This window comes from Streptomyces sp. GL_141, assembly GCF_057834385.1.
In genome coordinates this window covers 8,332,031-8,346,947 of sequence record NZ_CM174402.1, presented here as the reverse complement: position 1 = coordinate 8,346,947, position 14,917 = coordinate 8,332,031, and the positions used below count along the sequence as shown (strand labels likewise).

Sequence of the window (14,917 nt, the reverse complement as noted above, 5' to 3'; positions counted from 1 at the left end):
GAACGCTCCATCAGGGGACGAACCGAAGTCGCCCGTATGTCGGCCTGATGACGGGACACCTTGACAGCCCTGGGGGGCCGCCCCATCCTCACCCCTCAGGGAGCGCTCCCCCACTCTTCCTCTCCGACTCTCGCACCCCTCCCCGCTGTTCCCCCACGTTTCCTGGAGCCGCCGTGCCTCCGTCGCTGCGCCGCCTCGGCTTACTCGTCGCCGTCGCCCTCACCCTCCTCACCTTCAGCACCCTCCCCGCCTCCCCCGCCCGCGCCGCCGAAACGCTGCTGTCGCAGGGCAGATCCGTCACCGTCTCCGGCAGCGAGCCCGGCTACAGCCCCGCGAGCGCCGTCGACGGGAATGCCGGCACCCGCTGGTCCAGCGCCTTCGCGGACCCGCAGTGGATCCAGGTGGACCTGGGCTCCGCGGCCACGATCACCCGGGTCTCCCTCGCCTGGGAGGCCGCGTACGCCAAGGCCTTCCAGATCCAGGTCTCGGACGACGCCGCGAACTGGACCACGCTCTACGGGACGACCGCCGGCGCGGGCGGCACCCAGAACCTGACCGTCTCCGGCACCGGCCGCTACGTCCGGATGTACGGGACCCAGCGCGCCACCGGATACGGCTACTCCCTCTGGGAGTTCCAGGTCTACGGGACCCCGGGCACCGGGGGCGGCGGGGACGCGCTGCTCTCCTACGGCAGGACCGGCGCGGCCTCCTCCTCGCAGGCCGACGGGAACTGCTGGGAATGCACCCCGGCCAGGGCCTTCGACCGCGACCCCGCCTCCCGCTGGGCGACCAGCCCCGCCACCGGCTGGACGGATCCCGGCTGGATCTCCGTGGACCTCGGCGCGCCCGCGCAGATCAGCAAGGTGGTCCTCCAGTGGGACCCGGCCCACGCCAAGTCCTTCCAGATCCAGGTCTCCCCGGACGGGAACACCTGGACCCCGGTCTACTCCACGACGGCGGGCACGGGCTTCAAGCAGACCCTGACCGTCTCGGGCTCCGGGCGGTACGTGCGGATGTACGGCACCGAGCGCGCGACCCCGTACGGATACTCCCTGTGGGAGTTCCAGGTGTACGGCACCGGCGGCGCGCCGGTGACTCCCCCGCCGCTCCCGCCGGACCCCGCGAACCCGCCGCGGCTGGTGTGGAGCGACGAGTTCGACGGCCCCGCGGCCGGCAAGCCCGACGCGGCCAAGTGGCGGGCGGACCCGGGCACCGGGCAGAACGGCGAGCTGGAGTACTACACCGACCACCGCAACGCCGCGACGGACGGTGCGGGCCACCTCGTCATGGAGGCCCGCAAGGAGGCCACGCCCGGCCAGGGCTGCCCGCCCGACCCGCTGACCGGCAGCACCACCTGCCAGTACACCTCGGCGCGGATGAACACCGGGGCCACGTTCCAGTTCACGTACGGGCGCGTCGAGGCCCGGATCAAGGTCCCCGAGGGCAACGGGCTGTGGCCGGCGTTCTGGATGATGGGCGGCGACTTCCTGACCGGGCGGCCGTGGCCGTACAACGGCGAGATCGACATCATGGAGGTCCTCGGCAAGGACGTGAAGACCTCGTACTCCACCGTCCACGCGCCCGCCTACAACGGCGGCGGCGGGATCGGCGCCCCCTACAAGCTGCCCCAGGACGCGGACTTCTCCGACGACTACCACGTCTGGGCCGCCGACTGGAACAGCAAGGGCATCGTCTACAGCCTGGACGGGCGGACCGTCTTCACGCTCGACAAGGAGCAGGTGGAGCGCACCCGCGGGCCGTGGGTCTTCGACCACCCCCACTACATGATCCTCAACCTCGCGGTGGGCGGTGACTGGCCCGGCCCGACGGACGCCACGACGCCGTTCCCGGCCCGGATGCTCGTCGACTACGTGCGCGTCTACCAGTGAAAGGAATCACCATGCGAAAACCCCGGTTCACGCTCCGCGCCCTCCTCGCGGGCGCCCTGGCCACCGCCTTGGCCGCGAGCCTCGGAGCCACCGTGACCAGCGCGCCCGCGAGGGCCGCCGACACCGTCCTCGTGCAGGCCGAGGCCTACGCGGCGCAGTCCGGCGTCCAGCTCGAAACGACCGGCGACACGGGCGGCGGCCAGAACGCCGCGTACCTGGCCGACGGCGACTGGATGCGCTTCGACAACGTCGACCTGGGCGCCTCCGGCCCGCTGACCGTCTCGGCCCGGGTGGCCTCCGCGGTCGGAGGACCGGGCGCCGTCGAGCTGCGGACGGGATCGACGACAGGACCGCTGCTCGCGCAGTTCGAGATCACCCCCACCGGCGGCTGGCAGAGCTGGTCGACGCGGACCGCCGATGTCGCCGCGCATCCCGCGGGTCCCCAGTCGGTGTTCGCGGTCCTGCGCGGCAGCGGGGCCGGGGACTTCGTGAATGTCAACTGGTTCTCTTTCGCGGCCGGTTCCTCTCCGGGCTGGGTCAAGGTCGACCAGGCGAAGTGGGACGCGCAGCTGGCCGGGTTCCGTGCGATGACCCCCGCGCCGGTGCCGGCGAACGCCGTCCGGGTGCCGGAGTTCAACGCCACCTGCGTCTACAGCCATTCCAAGCCCGACGACCCGATCGTGGCCCCGGGCCTGCCCGGCGCGTCCCACATGCACAGCTTCTTCGGCAACCGCAGCACGGACGCCTTCAGCACCGCGGAGTCCCTGGCCGCGCACACCGCGACGAGCTGCACCCCCGCCAAGGACCTCTCCAGCTACTGGATACCGACCCTCTACGAGCGCGGCAGGGCCGTGGAACCCGAGGGCATGATCGTCTACTACGGGTCCCGGTTGCCGGACCCCACGGCGACGGTGCCGTTCCCGCAGGGCTTCCGGATGATCGCGGGCAACGCCAAGTCGCAGGTGCCCACTCCGGCCGGTTCGGTCAACCAGTTCTGGTGCGCGGGCGAAGGCGGCGAGATCGGGCGCAGCGCCGACGACAACTGGCCGGTGTGCGCGCCGAACGCCAAGCTCGTCTACCAGCTCGTCTTCCCGGACTGCTGGGACGGCAAGCACCTGGACAGCCCCGACCACAAGTCGCACGTGTCCTTCACCACCGTGGGCGGCAAGTGCTCCGGCGCCTACCCCGTGGCCATCCCCTCCGTCTCCTTCGTGATCGGCTACCCGACCGGCGGCAACCCGGACGGCCTCTCGCTGTCCTCGGGCATGGCCTCCTCCATCCACGGTGACTTCTTCAACGCCTGGGAGGACGCGGCCCTGGGGCAGCGCGTGAAGGACTGCGTCGTACAGAGCGCCAAGTGCAACTCCGCCGGTACGTTCTGACCCGGCGGCCCGTACGGGTGCTGCTGCTCGCGGCGCTCCTGGTCACCGGCTGCGGCGCGCAGCCGGTGGCCGGGACGCCGCGGGCGGCGGCCTTCAACGCCACCGACATCGCCTGGATCCAGCTGATGATCCCGATGGACGAGCGGGCCCGGCTGCTGACCGGCCTGGCGCCGGGGCGGGCCGGGGATCCGGCGCTGGTGCGGTTCGCGGAGCGGGCGGCGGACCGGCAGGAGGCCGAACTCGCCCGGCTCCGGACGCTCTTGGCAGTGTCCGCGGCGCCCGACACCCGCCCGCACGAGGGGCACGACATGCCGGGCATGGTGTCCGCCGACACCCTGCGCCGGGCGGGAGCGCTCTCCGGGGAGGAGTTCGACCGGGTCTTCGCCGCCGCCCTGCGCGCCCATCTCACACAGTCCCTGCTGCTCTGCGCGGGCGAACGCGCCTCGGGCGGGGCCGGGGAGGCGCGGGAGCTCGCCGGGGAGCTGGAGGAGGCCGGCTCCGAGGAGCTCGTCCTGCTCGGCGCGGCACGCTCCGGCAAAAGTTGAGAATTGTTCACTTTCCATTGACAGGGCGGGTCCGGGGCCCCGAAAGTGCCGTGAACGTCCCCGACCGAAGCGAGCCCGCATGACCGCGTCCGTACCGCCCGCATCCCCCACGCCCCGCTTCCCGGCCGGTTTCCGCTGGGGAGTCTCCGCCTCCGCGTTCCAGATCGAGGGCTCCCCCACCGCCGACGGCCGGGGGCCCTCCTCCTGGGACGCCTTCACCCGGGAGGCGGGGCGCGTCAAGGACGGCTCGCACGCGGAGGTGGCCACCGACCACTACCGCCGCTACCGCGAGGACGTGGCCCTGATGGGCGGACTGGGCGTGGACGCCTACCGGTTCTCCGTCTCCTGGTCCCGGGTCCTGCCCGACGGGCACGGGGCCGTCAACCGGGCGGGCCTGGACTTCTACGACCGGCTCGTCGACGAGCTGTGCGCCGCGGGGATCGATCCGGTGCCCACGCTCTTCCACTGGGACACCCCGCTCGCCCTGGAGGAGCGGGGCGGCTGGCTGGAGCGCGACACCGCCGAGCGGTTCGCGGCGTACGCCTCGGTGGTCGCGGAGCGGCTCGCCGACCGGGTGCCGATGTGGATCACCATCAACGAGCCCGCCGAGGTGACCCTCCTGGGGTACGGCCTCGGCGAGCACGCCCCGGGCAAGCAGCTCGTCTTCGACGCCCTGCCCGCCGCCCACCACCAGCTCCTGGCCCACGGCCTGGGCGTACAGGCCCTGCGCGCGGCGGGCGCCCGGCACATCGGCATAGCCGCCTCGCACAGTCCCGTGTGGGCCGCCGGCGAGAGCGAGGAGGACCGGGCCGCCGCCGCGCTGTACGACACCCTCACCAACCGCCTCTTCGCCGACCCGATCCTGACCGGCGCCTACCCGGACGGCCTGGAGTCCCTGCTGCCCGGCCCGGTTGCCGAGGACCTCAAGACGATCTCGGCGCCGCTGGACTGGTACGGGGTCAACTACTACAACCCGATGCTCGTCGGCGCCCCCACCCCGGCCGGCACCTCCGTCTTCGGCGGGATCGAGATCCCCTCCGGGCTCCCCTTCGGCTTCCGGGAGATCGAGGGGTACGAGCGCACCGACTTCGACTGGCCGGTGGTGCCGGACGGACTGCGCGAACTGCTCGCCACCCTGCGCGAGCGCTACGGGGACCGGCTGCCGCCGCTGTACATCACCGAGAACGGCTGCTCGTACGGGGACGGCCCGGACCCGGGCACGGGCCGGATCGAGGACGCCCGCCGGATCGCGTACCACGAGGGCCACGTGCGCGCCCTGCACGAGGCGATGGCCGAAGGGGCCGACGTCCGCGGCTACTTCATCTGGTCGATCCTCGACAACTTCGAGTGGGCGGAGGGCTATCGGCAGCGGTTCGGCCTGGTCCACGTCGACTACGAGACCCTCGCCCGGACCCCCAAGGAGTCGTACGCCTGGTACCGCGACCTGATCAAGAGCGGCAGGTGACCGCCGGGCCGAAGGCCGGGGCGGCGCAGGAGACCGCCACGCCGCCGGGCGGCCGGTGGGTGAGCGCGCTGTCCCTCGCCAACCTCGGGGTGTGGGTCGGCTGGTTCGGCCCGCTCCAGCTGCTGCTGGCACGCCAGGCCGAGCAGCTCACCCCGGACCACAAGGCGTCCACCCTCGCCCTGGTGACGGGGCTGGGGGCGGCCGTCTCGATGGTCGCCAATCCCGTCTTCGGAGCACTGTCCGACCGTACGACGGCGCGCGCGGGCCGCCGGATCCCCTGGGTGGTCGCCGGGGTGGCGGGCGGGGCGGCCGGCCTGGTGGTCCTCGGGCTCGCGCAGAGCCTCGCGGTGGTGATCGCGGGCTGGTGCCTGGTGCAGCTGGCCCTCAACGCCGCGTTCGCCGCGCTCACCGCGGCCGTCCCCGACCAGGTCCCGGCCCGGCAGCGCGGGCTGGTCGGCGGCTGGCTCGGGGTCTCCCAGGTGATCGGGATCCTGGTGGGCACGGCCCTGGCCACGGTCGCGGGCGGGATCACCGCCGGCTACCTGGCCTGCGCGGCCTTCTCGGTGCTCGCGGCCGTGCCGTACGTGCTGATGCGGCGGGATTCGGTGCTCGCCCCCGCCGCCCGCCCGGCCTTCCGCTGGCGCGGCTTCCTGACCGGCTTCTGGATCGACCCGCGCCGCCATCCCGACTTCGGCTGGGCCTGGCTGACCCGGTTCCTGATGAACCTCTCGTACTCCATCAGCACGATGTACCTGCTCTACTACCTCACCGACGCCGTGCGCTACCGGGGCGACGCGGACACCGGCGTCCTCATCCTCACGGCGCTCAACGCCCTCACCCTGCTCTCCACCGTGGTGATCAGCGGCATCCGGTCCGACCGCAGCGGCCGCCGGAAGTCCTACGTCATCCGGTCGGGACTGGTCATCGCCGCGGCCACGCTGCTGCTCGCCGTCTGGCAGACCTGGACCGGCGCGGTGGTCGCCTCGCTCGTCCTGGGGCTCGGCTTCGGCGTGTACACGGCGGTGGACTTCGCCCTGCTCACGGACGTGCTGCCGACCGCCGAGGACCGGGGCCGGGACCTGGGCGTCATCAACATCGCCAACGCGCTGCCGCAGGTTCTGGCTCCCGTGATCGCGGCCCCCGTCGTGACCCACCTCGGCGGGTACACGGCCCTGTACGCGCTGGCCGGAGCCCTGGCCCTGGCGGGATCGCTGCTGGTCAGGCGGATCCGCTCGGTTCCGTAAGCCTCCATATCGTGAGACCCGGCACATTTCTCACCCTTTTGGTCCGATTTAGACCAAACTTGTGTGGTTCGGATTCCGAAGCGACAGGGAGAGACATGCGACGCGCCCACGGCCGTACGGCCACCACGCGGATCGCCCTGATATCGGCCGGTACGGCCGCCGTGCTCGGCCTCGGCGGCTTCGCCGCCGGCGCCGCGGCAGCCGCGGAGGGGCCCGCCCCGGACCGTACGGCCGCCCCGTCGGCCACCGCCGGGGCAGGAGCCACAGCCGGGGCAGGAACCACCGGGACGAAGGCAGCCGTCGGGCAGCAGGTCCTCTCCACCTTCACCGTCGCCTATCCCGCCGCGCCCTACCGCACGCACAACATCGCGCGCGCCGTGGAACTGATCAACGGGGCCGTCGTCGAGCAGGGCGACATCTGGAGCTTCAACCAGGCGGTGGGCGAGCGGACCGTGGAGAACGGCTTCGTCGACGGCATCATGATCAACGACGGCCGTTACGTGAAGTCCCCCGGCGGCGGCGTCTCCGCGGTCGCGACGACCATGTACAACGCCATGTTCTTCGCGGGCCTGAAGCCGGTGGAGCACGGGGCGCACTCCTTCTACATCGAGCGGTACCCGGAGGGCCGCGAGGCCACCGTCGCCTGGGGCACCCTCGACCTGCGCTGGCAGAACGACTCGGGGCACCCCGTGACCGTCCGGGCCTCGTCCACGGCGAACTCGGTGACCGTGACCCTGCTCGGAACGAAGCAGTACGACGAGATCCGTGCGACCAAGGGCCCGCGCACCCATGTCACGCCGCCGGCGAAGCGCACGGTCGCCGGCCCCACCTGCGAGCCGCAGACCCCGCTGGAAGGGTTCGACGTCTCCGTGGACCGCGTCTTCGTCCGCGGCGGCCACGAGGTCGGCCGCGAGACGTTCCGTACGCACTACACCCCGCGCGACGAGATCGTCTGCGTCCCGGAATCCCCCACGGCCACCCCCGGTGCGACCCCGTCGGCCACCCCCGGGACCCCCTCGGGCTCCCCCGGAACCCCCGCCGCGGCGCCCGAGGCGTCAGCCACGGACAGCGCATCCCCGGCGCCCGCCGCACCCTCCGCGTCCGCCGCTCCGAGCACGTCCGCGGTTCCGACCACGTCCGCCCCCGGCACGGCACCCACGCCTTAGGGCGTGATCAGGATCTTTCCGCGTGCTTCGCCCCGGTGGAGCCGGTCGATGGCCGCGGGGGCCTCGGCGAGCCGGCAGGTGAGGTGGACGGCCGGGGTCAGGGTGCCGTCCTCGACGTGCCGCCCCAGCACCTCCAGGTCGGCCTGGCGTTCGGCGGAGATGAACCCCTTGAGGCCGTGGCGCACGAAGGGGTTCAGCAGTGCGGCCCACAGGACCCGCCCCATGCCGCCCAGCCAGGGGCCGCCGCCCTCGCCGCCGACGATCACGAGCGTTCCGCGCGGGGTCAGGGCGCGCCGGAGGTGGGACAGGGGGCGGTTGCCCGCGATGTCCAGGATGAGGTCGTAGCGGCGGACGCCGTCCGCGAACTCCTCACGGGTGTAGTCGATGACCTCGTCCGCGCCGAGCCCGCGCACCAGCTCCGTCTTCGTGGTGCTGCACACGCCGGTGACGTGCGCTCCGTAGGCTTTCGCCAGCTGGACCGCGAAGGTGCCGACCCCGCCGGCGGCCCCGATGACCAGGACCCGCCGGCCGGGCTGTACGCGCCCCGCGTCGCGCAGCGCCTGGAGGGCCGTGAGCCCGGAGATCGGGAGGGCGGCCGCCTCGGCCAACGGCAGCCCCGCGGGCACGGCCGCCAGCTTGTCCTGCCGGGCGGTCGCGTACTCCGCGAACGAGCCCTCGCAGATGCCGAAGACCTCGTCGCCCACCGCGAAGGCGGTCACCTCCTCGCCGACCGCCTCGACCCGCCCGGAGACCTCCCGGCCGCGTACGGGCACCTTGGGTGCGCGCAGCCCGTAGCCGAGGATCCGCAGCAGGTAGGGCTTGCCGCTCATGAGGTGCCAGACCCCCGCGTCGAGGCCGGCGGCCCGGACGGCTATGAGCACCTCCCCCTTGCCCGGTCTCGGCGTTTCGACGTCCCTGAGCTCCAGCACCTCGCTGGAGCCGTACGTGTCCTGCACGATCGCCTTCACGGCGTCGTCCCTTCCTCGTTTGCGTCGTCTGCATCGATTTCGTACTGGAATACCTGTTCGAGCGGTACCGCGAAGGCGCGGGCGATCCTGAAGGCCGTCTCCAGGGAGGGCGAGTAGCGGCCCTTCTCGATGGCGATGACGGTCTGGCGGGTCACGCCGATGCGCTCCGCGAGCTCCGCCTGGGTCATCTCCCCGGTCTCGAAGCGCAGGATCCTGATCCGGTTCGTGATGCCGGTCGGCTTCACCACGACTGGAACCCCACACGGTAGGCGGCGAGCTTGACGGCCGAACCGAGCACCGCCGAGAGGACGAAGCCCAGGTAGAGGGCGTTCGAGATCCAGAAGCGGTCCGCGCCGGCCATCGAGAGGATCAGCGCGGCCACGGCGCCGATGGCGAGGAAGGACTGCCCGGCGTGCTCGCCGAGGCGGCCGATCTCCTTGTCCCGCTGGTCCTTGACGTCGGCCTCGCCGGGCTCGGCCACCGCCACGGCGATGTTGAGGAGGATCGCGGCGGCGATGGCGCCGCCGACCGTCCAGAGCAGCGGCGTGATGTACGGGACCTCCGCCAGGGGGACCCCGTCGCCGGACCCGCCCATCCCGAACCGGCCCAGCACGAGGGCCAGGTAGACCGCGTACCCGACGATCGCGACCACCCCCATGATCCACGCGCGCTTCTCCTCGAAGGCCACGACCGCACCCGCTCCCGTGTAAAAGAACTTTGACATTACGAAGGTAAAAGAATCCATACCTCATGTCAATGATTTCTTACATCGGCCGCACGGGGGCGGAGCCCGGTCCCCGTGTCACCCGGGCGCCCGGCCCCGCTGGCACCACGGCCGCACCCCGGGCTTGCTGGACGCATGAGACCAGAAGCACCGGGGACGCCCCCGGGACAGAGCCTGAGCACCCCCAGGGCGGCGGGGCTCGCGGGGATCCTCTTCGCCGTCCTCATGGCGGCGGCGATCGTGCTGGCCCGGATCGGCCTGCCCGAGGGGGGCGGGGCGGCCGACATCGAGGTCACCTCGGGGCAGCGGGACGCGGTGACCACCGCGCTGGAGCTGGTCCCCTTCGCGGGCATCGCCTTCCTGTGGTTCATGGGCGCCCTGCGGGAGCACTCCGGCGAAGCGGAGGACCGGTTCGTCGCCACCGTCTTCCTGGGCAGCGGGATGATCTTCGTCGCCAGTCTCTTCGGCGCCGCCGCGGCCGCGGGGACGGTGCTGGACGCCGATCAGCCCCAGGAGTTCGGCCGCCACTTCGCCTACACCCTGCTGACCACGTACGGGATGCGGATGGCCGCCGTGTTCGTGTTCGCGACCTCCACGATCGGCCGCCGGATCGGAGCCTTCCCGCGCCCGCTGGCCGTGGCCGGGTACCTCGCCGGCCTGGTGCTGCTGGTGGCGGGCTCCTCCCTGCCCTGGTCCGAGCTGGTCTTCCCGGCCTGGGCCCTGCTCGTGAGCCTGTACATCCTGCGGGCGGGCCGGGGCCGTTCCCGGCCCGCCCGCCTCCCTGCCCCCTGACGGGCGCCGGGACCTCACTCCAATGGCCGCCGCGGACGGGCCCCCCGCCACCCCCGCGCGCACGCTGGTCCGGAAGGCCCAGGGGGGCACCGAAAGGACCACACCTTGCTGAGGCTCGTCGTCGATCTCAACCGGTGCCAGGGATACGCGCAGTGCGCCTTCCTCGCCCCCGACGTCTTCGCCATGCACGGGGACGAAGGGCTGCTCTACGATCCGCAGGCCGAGGACGCCCAGCGCGAGCGCGTGGCCCAGGCCGTGGCCGCCTGCCCCGTGCAGGCGATCCTCGTGGACGAAATGGACCTGGCCGCCACCGCCCCCGCCCGCTCCGGAGGGGAGGCCTCCGATGGCTGACACCGCCCTGGAGCAGCTCAAGCGCTCCGGCCGCATCGTGGTCGTCGGCGCCTCGCTGGCCGGACTGCGCGCCGCCGAGGTCATGCGGGAGAAGGGCTTCGCCGGCACGCTGACCATGATCGGCGACGAGCCCCACCAGCCGTACGACCGGCCGCCGCTGTCCAAGGGGGTGCTGCTGGGCATGGCCGACGCCGAGCGCACCCTGCTCCCCCGGCGGCGCGACATCGAAGCCGAATGGCGCCTCGGCGTCGCGGCCACCGGTCTCGACATGGCGGCCCGTACGGTCAAGCTCGCCGACGGCGAGGAGGTCCCGTACGGCCGGCTCCTGATCGCGACCGGGGTACGGGCCCGGCCCTGGCCGAACGAGGCCGAGGGCGAGCTCGACGGGGTCTTCACCCTGCGCACCCGCGAGGACGGGGCGGGTCTGGCCCGGGCCCTGGCCGCCGGACCGCGCCGGGTCCTGATCATCGGCGCCGGTTTCACCGGCTCCGAGATCGCCTCGGCCTGCCGCGAACGCGGGCTGGAGGTCACCGTCGCCGAACGCGGCAACGGCCCCCTGGTAGGCGCCCTGGGCGGGGTGATCGGGGCCGTGGCCGCCGAACTCCACCGGGAGAACGGCGTGGACCTGCGGACCGGGATCTCGGTGACCGCCCTGGAGGGCGACTCCACCGGGCGGGTGCGCGCCGCACACCTTTCCGACGGCACCACGCTGGAATGCGACGTGGTGGTCGTCTCCCTCGGCGCCCAGCGCAACACCGAGTGGCTGACCGGCTCCGGGCTCGGCGCGGGTCCGCGCGGCATCGCCTGCGACGCCGGCTGCCGGGCCTTCGACCTCCGCGGGATCGTGACCGACGACATCTACGTGGCGGGCGACGTGGCCCGCTCCCCGCACGCGCTGTTCGGCTACCAGTTCCTCTCCCTGGAGCACTGGGGCAACGCCGTCGCGCAGGCCGAGACCGCGGCCCACAACATGCTGAGCGAGAGCACCGACCGCCGGCCGCACCTGTGGGTGCCGGCGTTCTGGTCCTCCCAGTTCGGCGTGAACATCAAGTCCGTGGGCGTTCCCTCCATGGGCACCGAGATCATGATCACCCAGGGGTCGCGGGCCGAGCGCCGGTTCACCGGGGTCTACGGCTACCAGGGCCGGGTCATCGGGGCCGTCACCTTCGACAACGCGCGCTGGCTGCAGTTCTACGAGAAGCAGATCGAGTGCACGGCGCCGTTCCCGCCCCCGTTCACCACGGTGGACCGCCGCCCCGACGGGCAGCGGCCGATCCCGGCCGACTTCCCCGACCCCTCCGTGCCCACGCACGGCCCGACCATCACCCTCAGCGGGTACTCGCCGGCCGACCGCCGGATCGCCACCTTCACCCCCGCCGGGCACTGACCCGCACGTTCCCGGAGGACCCCCATGGCCCACGGCATCCTGAGCCAGATCCTGGACTATTCCAGCCGCGCGAACCCGTACCCGTTGTACGAGGAGCTGCGCAAGACCCCCGTCTTCCACGACGGGACCGGACCGTACGTCATCAGCACCTACTACGACATCCAGAGCCTGCTGCACGATCCGCGGCTCAGCTCCGACTCCCGCAACCTGGCCGCCACGGCCGGGGACCCGCTCGCCGAGGGCGGGGAGGCCGAGGAGACCGCGCTGCCGCCGAGCTTCCTGAAGCTGGACCCGCCGGAGCACGACCGGCTGCGCCGGATGACCAACCGGCCCTTCGGGCCGCCGCACTCCCCGCGCCGCGTCGACGGGATGCGCGGCGGGCTGAAGGACATCGTCACCGGTCTCATCGACAAACTCGGGGCCACCGGGGACACGGAGGACATCGACCTGGTCGACCAGTTCGCGTACCCGTTCCCCGTCACGATGATCTGCCAGCTGCTCGGCGTACCGCGCGAGGACGAGGCCAAGTTCCACGTCTGGGCCGACACCCTCGCCGCGAGCCTGGACCCCGATCCGGACGCCGATCCCGCCGAACGGCAGCGCAAGACCCACGACTCCCGCATGGAGCTCGGCATGTACCTGGCCGGGCTGATCGAACAGCGTCGCAAGGATCCCGGCGAGGACATGCTCTCCCAACTGGCCGTGGGACACGGCCCGGACGAGTCCATGTCCACGATGGAGCTGCTGAGCACTGCGGCCCTGCTGCTGATCGCCGGCCACGAGACCACGGTCAACCTGATCACCAACGGGATGCTGACCCTGCTGCGCAACCCGGACGTGCTGGCGCAGTTGCGAAAGGAGCCCGGTCTGGCCGTGCCCCTGGTGGAGGAGCTGCTGCGGTTCGAGCCTCCGGTGCAACTGCTGCCGCAGCGCACCCCGTTGGTGGACATCGAGGTCGGCGGGGTGACCATCCCCAAGGGTTCCTCGATGTGGCTGATCCTGGCCTCCGGCAACCGGGACCCGAACCGCTTCGAGAACCCGGACCGCTTCGACCCCTACCGCAAGGACATCCAGCACCTGGGCCTGGGCAGCGGCATCCACAGCTGCTTCGGCGCCCCACTGGCCCGGCTGGAGGCGCAGCTCGCACTGAGCGAGCTGGCCCGGCGGCTGGAGAACCCGCGGCTGCTGGAGGACCCGCCGCCCTACCGGCAGAACGCGGTCCTGCGCGGGCCCCGGCACCTGCGGATCGCCTGCGACGGGATCCGCTCCTGAACGGGCGCCGATACGGACCCTGATACGGGCCCGGGCCCCGGACCGACCCTGGTCCGGAGCCCGTTCGCGGCTACCAGCCGAAGCGGCGGTCGACCTCGCGCTCGAACTCCTCGAAGGTCAGCACGTCGTCGCCGTCCGCGTTCGCCCGGTCGAAGAGGGCCGAGGAGGTGTCCACGTCGCCCACGGCCCAGAAGGGCAGATCGCCGTGGGCGGCGAGGGTGGGGCCCTTGCTGCGCAGGGCCGTGATCACCTCGACCCGGGTCAGCACCCCGTCGCTGTTCAGGTCGAGCGCGTCGAAGAGCTTGCGGGCCTTCTCACTCATGACAGGGTCCTTCCGGTGGGCGGCGCGGTGCGGGTGACGGCGGGGCGCGGGCCCCGGAGCGTCAGCTTATGACCCGCCTCCCCGCCGTCCTCCTCCGGTGTCCCCCGCTACCGCGCACCGTCCGCCAGAGCGGCGACGGGCGCCTCGCGCTGCTGCGGTACGGGCGCCACCGGCGGGGCCGCGGCGGGCGGCACGGACCGGGAGTCCTCCTGGTGGAGGGCGACCGTCCGCGTGGGGGCGGGGATCGAGATGCCCTCCGCCCGGAAGCGGCTGTGCAGCCGCTTGATGAACTCGTGCTTGATCCGGTACTGGTCGCTGAACTCGCCGACGCCGAGGATCACCGTGAAGTTGATCCTGGAGTCCGCGAAGGTGTGGAAGCGTACGGCTCCTTCGTGGTCGGGAACCGCGCCGTTGATGTCCGCCATCACCCCGTCGACCACCTCGAGGGTCACCCGCTCGACGTGCTCCAGGTCGCTCTCGTAGCCCACTCCGACCTGGACCATGATCGTCAACGGCTGTTCGGGCTGGGTGAAGTTGGTCATGTTCGTGCGCGCGAGCCGCCCGTTGGGGATGATCACCAGGTTGTTCGACAGGTTGCGGACCACGGTGTTGCGCCAGTTGATGTCGACGACGTACCCCTCCTCACCGCTCGTCAGGCGAATGTAGTCACCGGGCTGCACCGTCTTCGAGGCGAGGATGTGCACGCCCGCGAAGAGGTTGGCGAGGGTGTCCTGCAGGGCCAGGGCGACCGCCAGACCGCCCACGCCGAGGGCGGTGAGCAAGGGCGCGATGGACACGCCCACGGATTCGAGGGCGACGAGCAGGCCCATCGCGAGCACCAGGACGCGCGTGATGTTGACGAATATGGTCGCCGATCCGGCCACTCCCGTCCGGGCCTGCGCCAAGGACTGGACGAGGCCGGCGACGACGCGGGCCACGCCGACCGTGGCCACGAGGATCAGCAGCGCGGTCAGCGAGTGGTTCACCCACCCGGAGACCCGTGTACTGAGCGGCAGCGTCGAGGCGGCCACGGCGGCGCCCGCGATGACGGCCGCCGCCGGTGCGAGGGTGCGCAGCGCGTCGACCATGATGTCGTCGCCGCTCCACCGGGTCCGCAGGGCGTGCTTGGCCAGCCACCGGACGAGGGCGCGCAGGAGGAGCCCGGCGAGCCCGCCCGCGACCAGCGCGATGCCGGCGACCAGCCAGTCGTGCAGGACGAGTTCCCGGCTCAACGGACGTCCTCCGCCCCTCGCCGGACCGGGGATGCGGTGGCTGGCCCTGCGGGCCGCCGGATGAGGGGTGTGGTCACCTTGTCACCTGTCAGTTCGTCGTGCTGGGGCCGCGTTCGCGCATGCGTGCGCATGCGGAACGGGGTGCCATCCTGCCCCATGATCAACACGCCGGTGCAGG

Annotated in this window: 14 protein-coding genes and 1 pseudogene; 10 read left to right on the top strand and 5 right to left on the bottom strand. The window is 72.3% G+C overall.

From position 1 onward, the window contains the following. The first annotated feature begins 173 nt into the window (after positions 1 to 173). From AC3IX6_RS37095 to AC3IX6_RS37070, 6 genes and pseudogenes are all read left to right on the top strand, one after another. Positions 174 to 1,889, top strand: a complete 1,716-nt coding sequence (locus AC3IX6_RS37095; RefSeq protein WP_489367694.1) for a discoidin domain-containing protein — start codon at positions 174 to 176, stop codon at positions 1,887 to 1,889. An 11-nt stretch (positions 1,890 to 1,900) separates the two neighbouring features. After that, a complete protein-coding gene (locus AC3IX6_RS37090) occupies positions 1,901 to 3,271 on the top strand; it encodes a DUF1996 domain-containing protein (protein WP_489367693.1) in 1,371 nt (456 codons plus the stop codon). Continuing rightward, complete coding sequence (locus tag AC3IX6_RS37085) at positions 3,247 to 3,816, top strand: DUF305 domain-containing protein (RefSeq protein ID WP_489367692.1); 570 nt, start codon at positions 3,247 to 3,249, stop codon at positions 3,814 to 3,816. Before AC3IX6_RS37090 ends, AC3IX6_RS37085 begins: the two co-directional genes overlap by 25 nt. A gap of 79 nt (positions 3,817 to 3,895) precedes the next feature. Then, on the top strand, positions 3,896 to 5,281 hold the full coding sequence (locus AC3IX6_RS37080; protein ID WP_489367691.1) for a GH1 family beta-glucosidase: 1,386 nt from the start codon (positions 3,896 to 3,898) through the stop codon (positions 5,279 to 5,281). Beyond that, on the top strand, positions 5,278 to 6,525 hold the full coding sequence (locus AC3IX6_RS37075) for an MFS transporter (protein WP_489367690.1): 1,248 nt from the start codon (positions 5,278 to 5,280) through the stop codon (positions 6,523 to 6,525). The genes AC3IX6_RS37080 and AC3IX6_RS37075 overlap by 4 nt, the downstream gene beginning before the upstream one ends. A 314-nt stretch (positions 6,526 to 6,839) precedes the next feature. After that, positions 6,840 to 7,481 (top strand): annotated as a pseudogene (locus AC3IX6_RS37070) (VanW family protein); the annotation flags it as partial. Between the two features lie 206 nt (positions 7,482 to 7,687). On the opposite strand, the gene AC3IX6_RS37065 reads toward AC3IX6_RS37070, so the two are convergent. From AC3IX6_RS37065 to AC3IX6_RS37055, 3 genes are read right to left on the bottom strand one after another with little or no spacing between them, the layout of a single operon-like run. Next, on the bottom strand, positions 7,688 to 8,659 hold the full coding sequence (locus tag AC3IX6_RS37065; RefSeq protein WP_489367689.1) for an NAD(P)-dependent alcohol dehydrogenase: 972 nt from the start codon (positions 8,657 to 8,659) through the stop codon (positions 7,688 to 7,690). After that, positions 8,656 to 8,907, bottom strand: a complete 252-nt coding sequence (locus tag AC3IX6_RS37060; protein ID WP_489367688.1) for a helix-turn-helix transcriptional regulator — start codon at positions 8,905 to 8,907, stop codon at positions 8,656 to 8,658. The genes AC3IX6_RS37065 and AC3IX6_RS37060 overlap by 4 nt, the downstream gene beginning before the upstream one ends. Next, positions 8,901 to 9,383 carry a hypothetical protein gene (locus AC3IX6_RS37055; RefSeq protein WP_489367687.1) on the bottom strand — a complete coding sequence of 161 codons (483 nt, stop codon included), beginning with the start codon at positions 9,381 to 9,383 and terminating at the stop codon, positions 8,901 to 8,903. Before AC3IX6_RS37055 ends, AC3IX6_RS37060 begins: the two co-directional genes overlap by 7 nt. A gap of 135 nt (positions 9,384 to 9,518) precedes the next feature. On the opposite strand from AC3IX6_RS37055, the gene AC3IX6_RS37050 reads away from it, so the two are divergent. From AC3IX6_RS37050 to AC3IX6_RS37035, 4 genes are all read left to right on the top strand, one after another. Further along, positions 9,519 to 10,175 (top strand): hypothetical protein, encoded by a 657-nt coding sequence (locus tag AC3IX6_RS37050; RefSeq protein ID WP_489367686.1) that lies wholly within the window; start codon positions 9,519 to 9,521, stop codon positions 10,173 to 10,175. 108 nt (positions 10,176 to 10,283) lie between these two features. Beyond that, positions 10,284 to 10,526 (top strand): ferredoxin, encoded by a 243-nt coding sequence (locus AC3IX6_RS37045; protein WP_489371672.1) that lies wholly within the window; start codon positions 10,284 to 10,286, stop codon positions 10,524 to 10,526. Next, positions 10,519 to 11,913, top strand: coding sequence for an NAD(P)/FAD-dependent oxidoreductase (locus tag AC3IX6_RS37040; RefSeq protein WP_489367685.1), 1,395 nt, complete (start codon positions 10,519 to 10,521; stop codon positions 11,911 to 11,913). The genes AC3IX6_RS37045 and AC3IX6_RS37040 overlap by 8 nt, the downstream gene beginning before the upstream one ends. A gap of 24 nt (positions 11,914 to 11,937) precedes the next feature. Further along, positions 11,938 to 13,185, top strand: coding sequence for a cytochrome P450 (locus AC3IX6_RS37035; RefSeq protein WP_489367684.1), 1,248 nt, complete (start codon positions 11,938 to 11,940; stop codon positions 13,183 to 13,185). Between the two features lie 70 nt (positions 13,186 to 13,255). Here the strand turns inward: AC3IX6_RS37035 and AC3IX6_RS37030 are convergent, their stop codons facing one another. Beyond that, entirely contained in the window at positions 13,256 to 13,507 is a 252-nt protein-coding gene (locus tag AC3IX6_RS37030) for an EF-hand domain-containing protein (RefSeq protein ID WP_250740005.1), read from the bottom strand. Positions 13,508 to 13,614: 107 nt separating this feature from the next. After that, positions 13,615 to 14,739: a mechanosensitive ion channel family protein gene (locus AC3IX6_RS37025; protein WP_489367683.1), complete on the bottom strand. Its 1,125-nt coding sequence runs from the start codon at positions 14,737 to 14,739 to the stop codon at positions 13,615 to 13,617. Positions 14,740 to 14,917 lie beyond the last annotated feature (178 nt).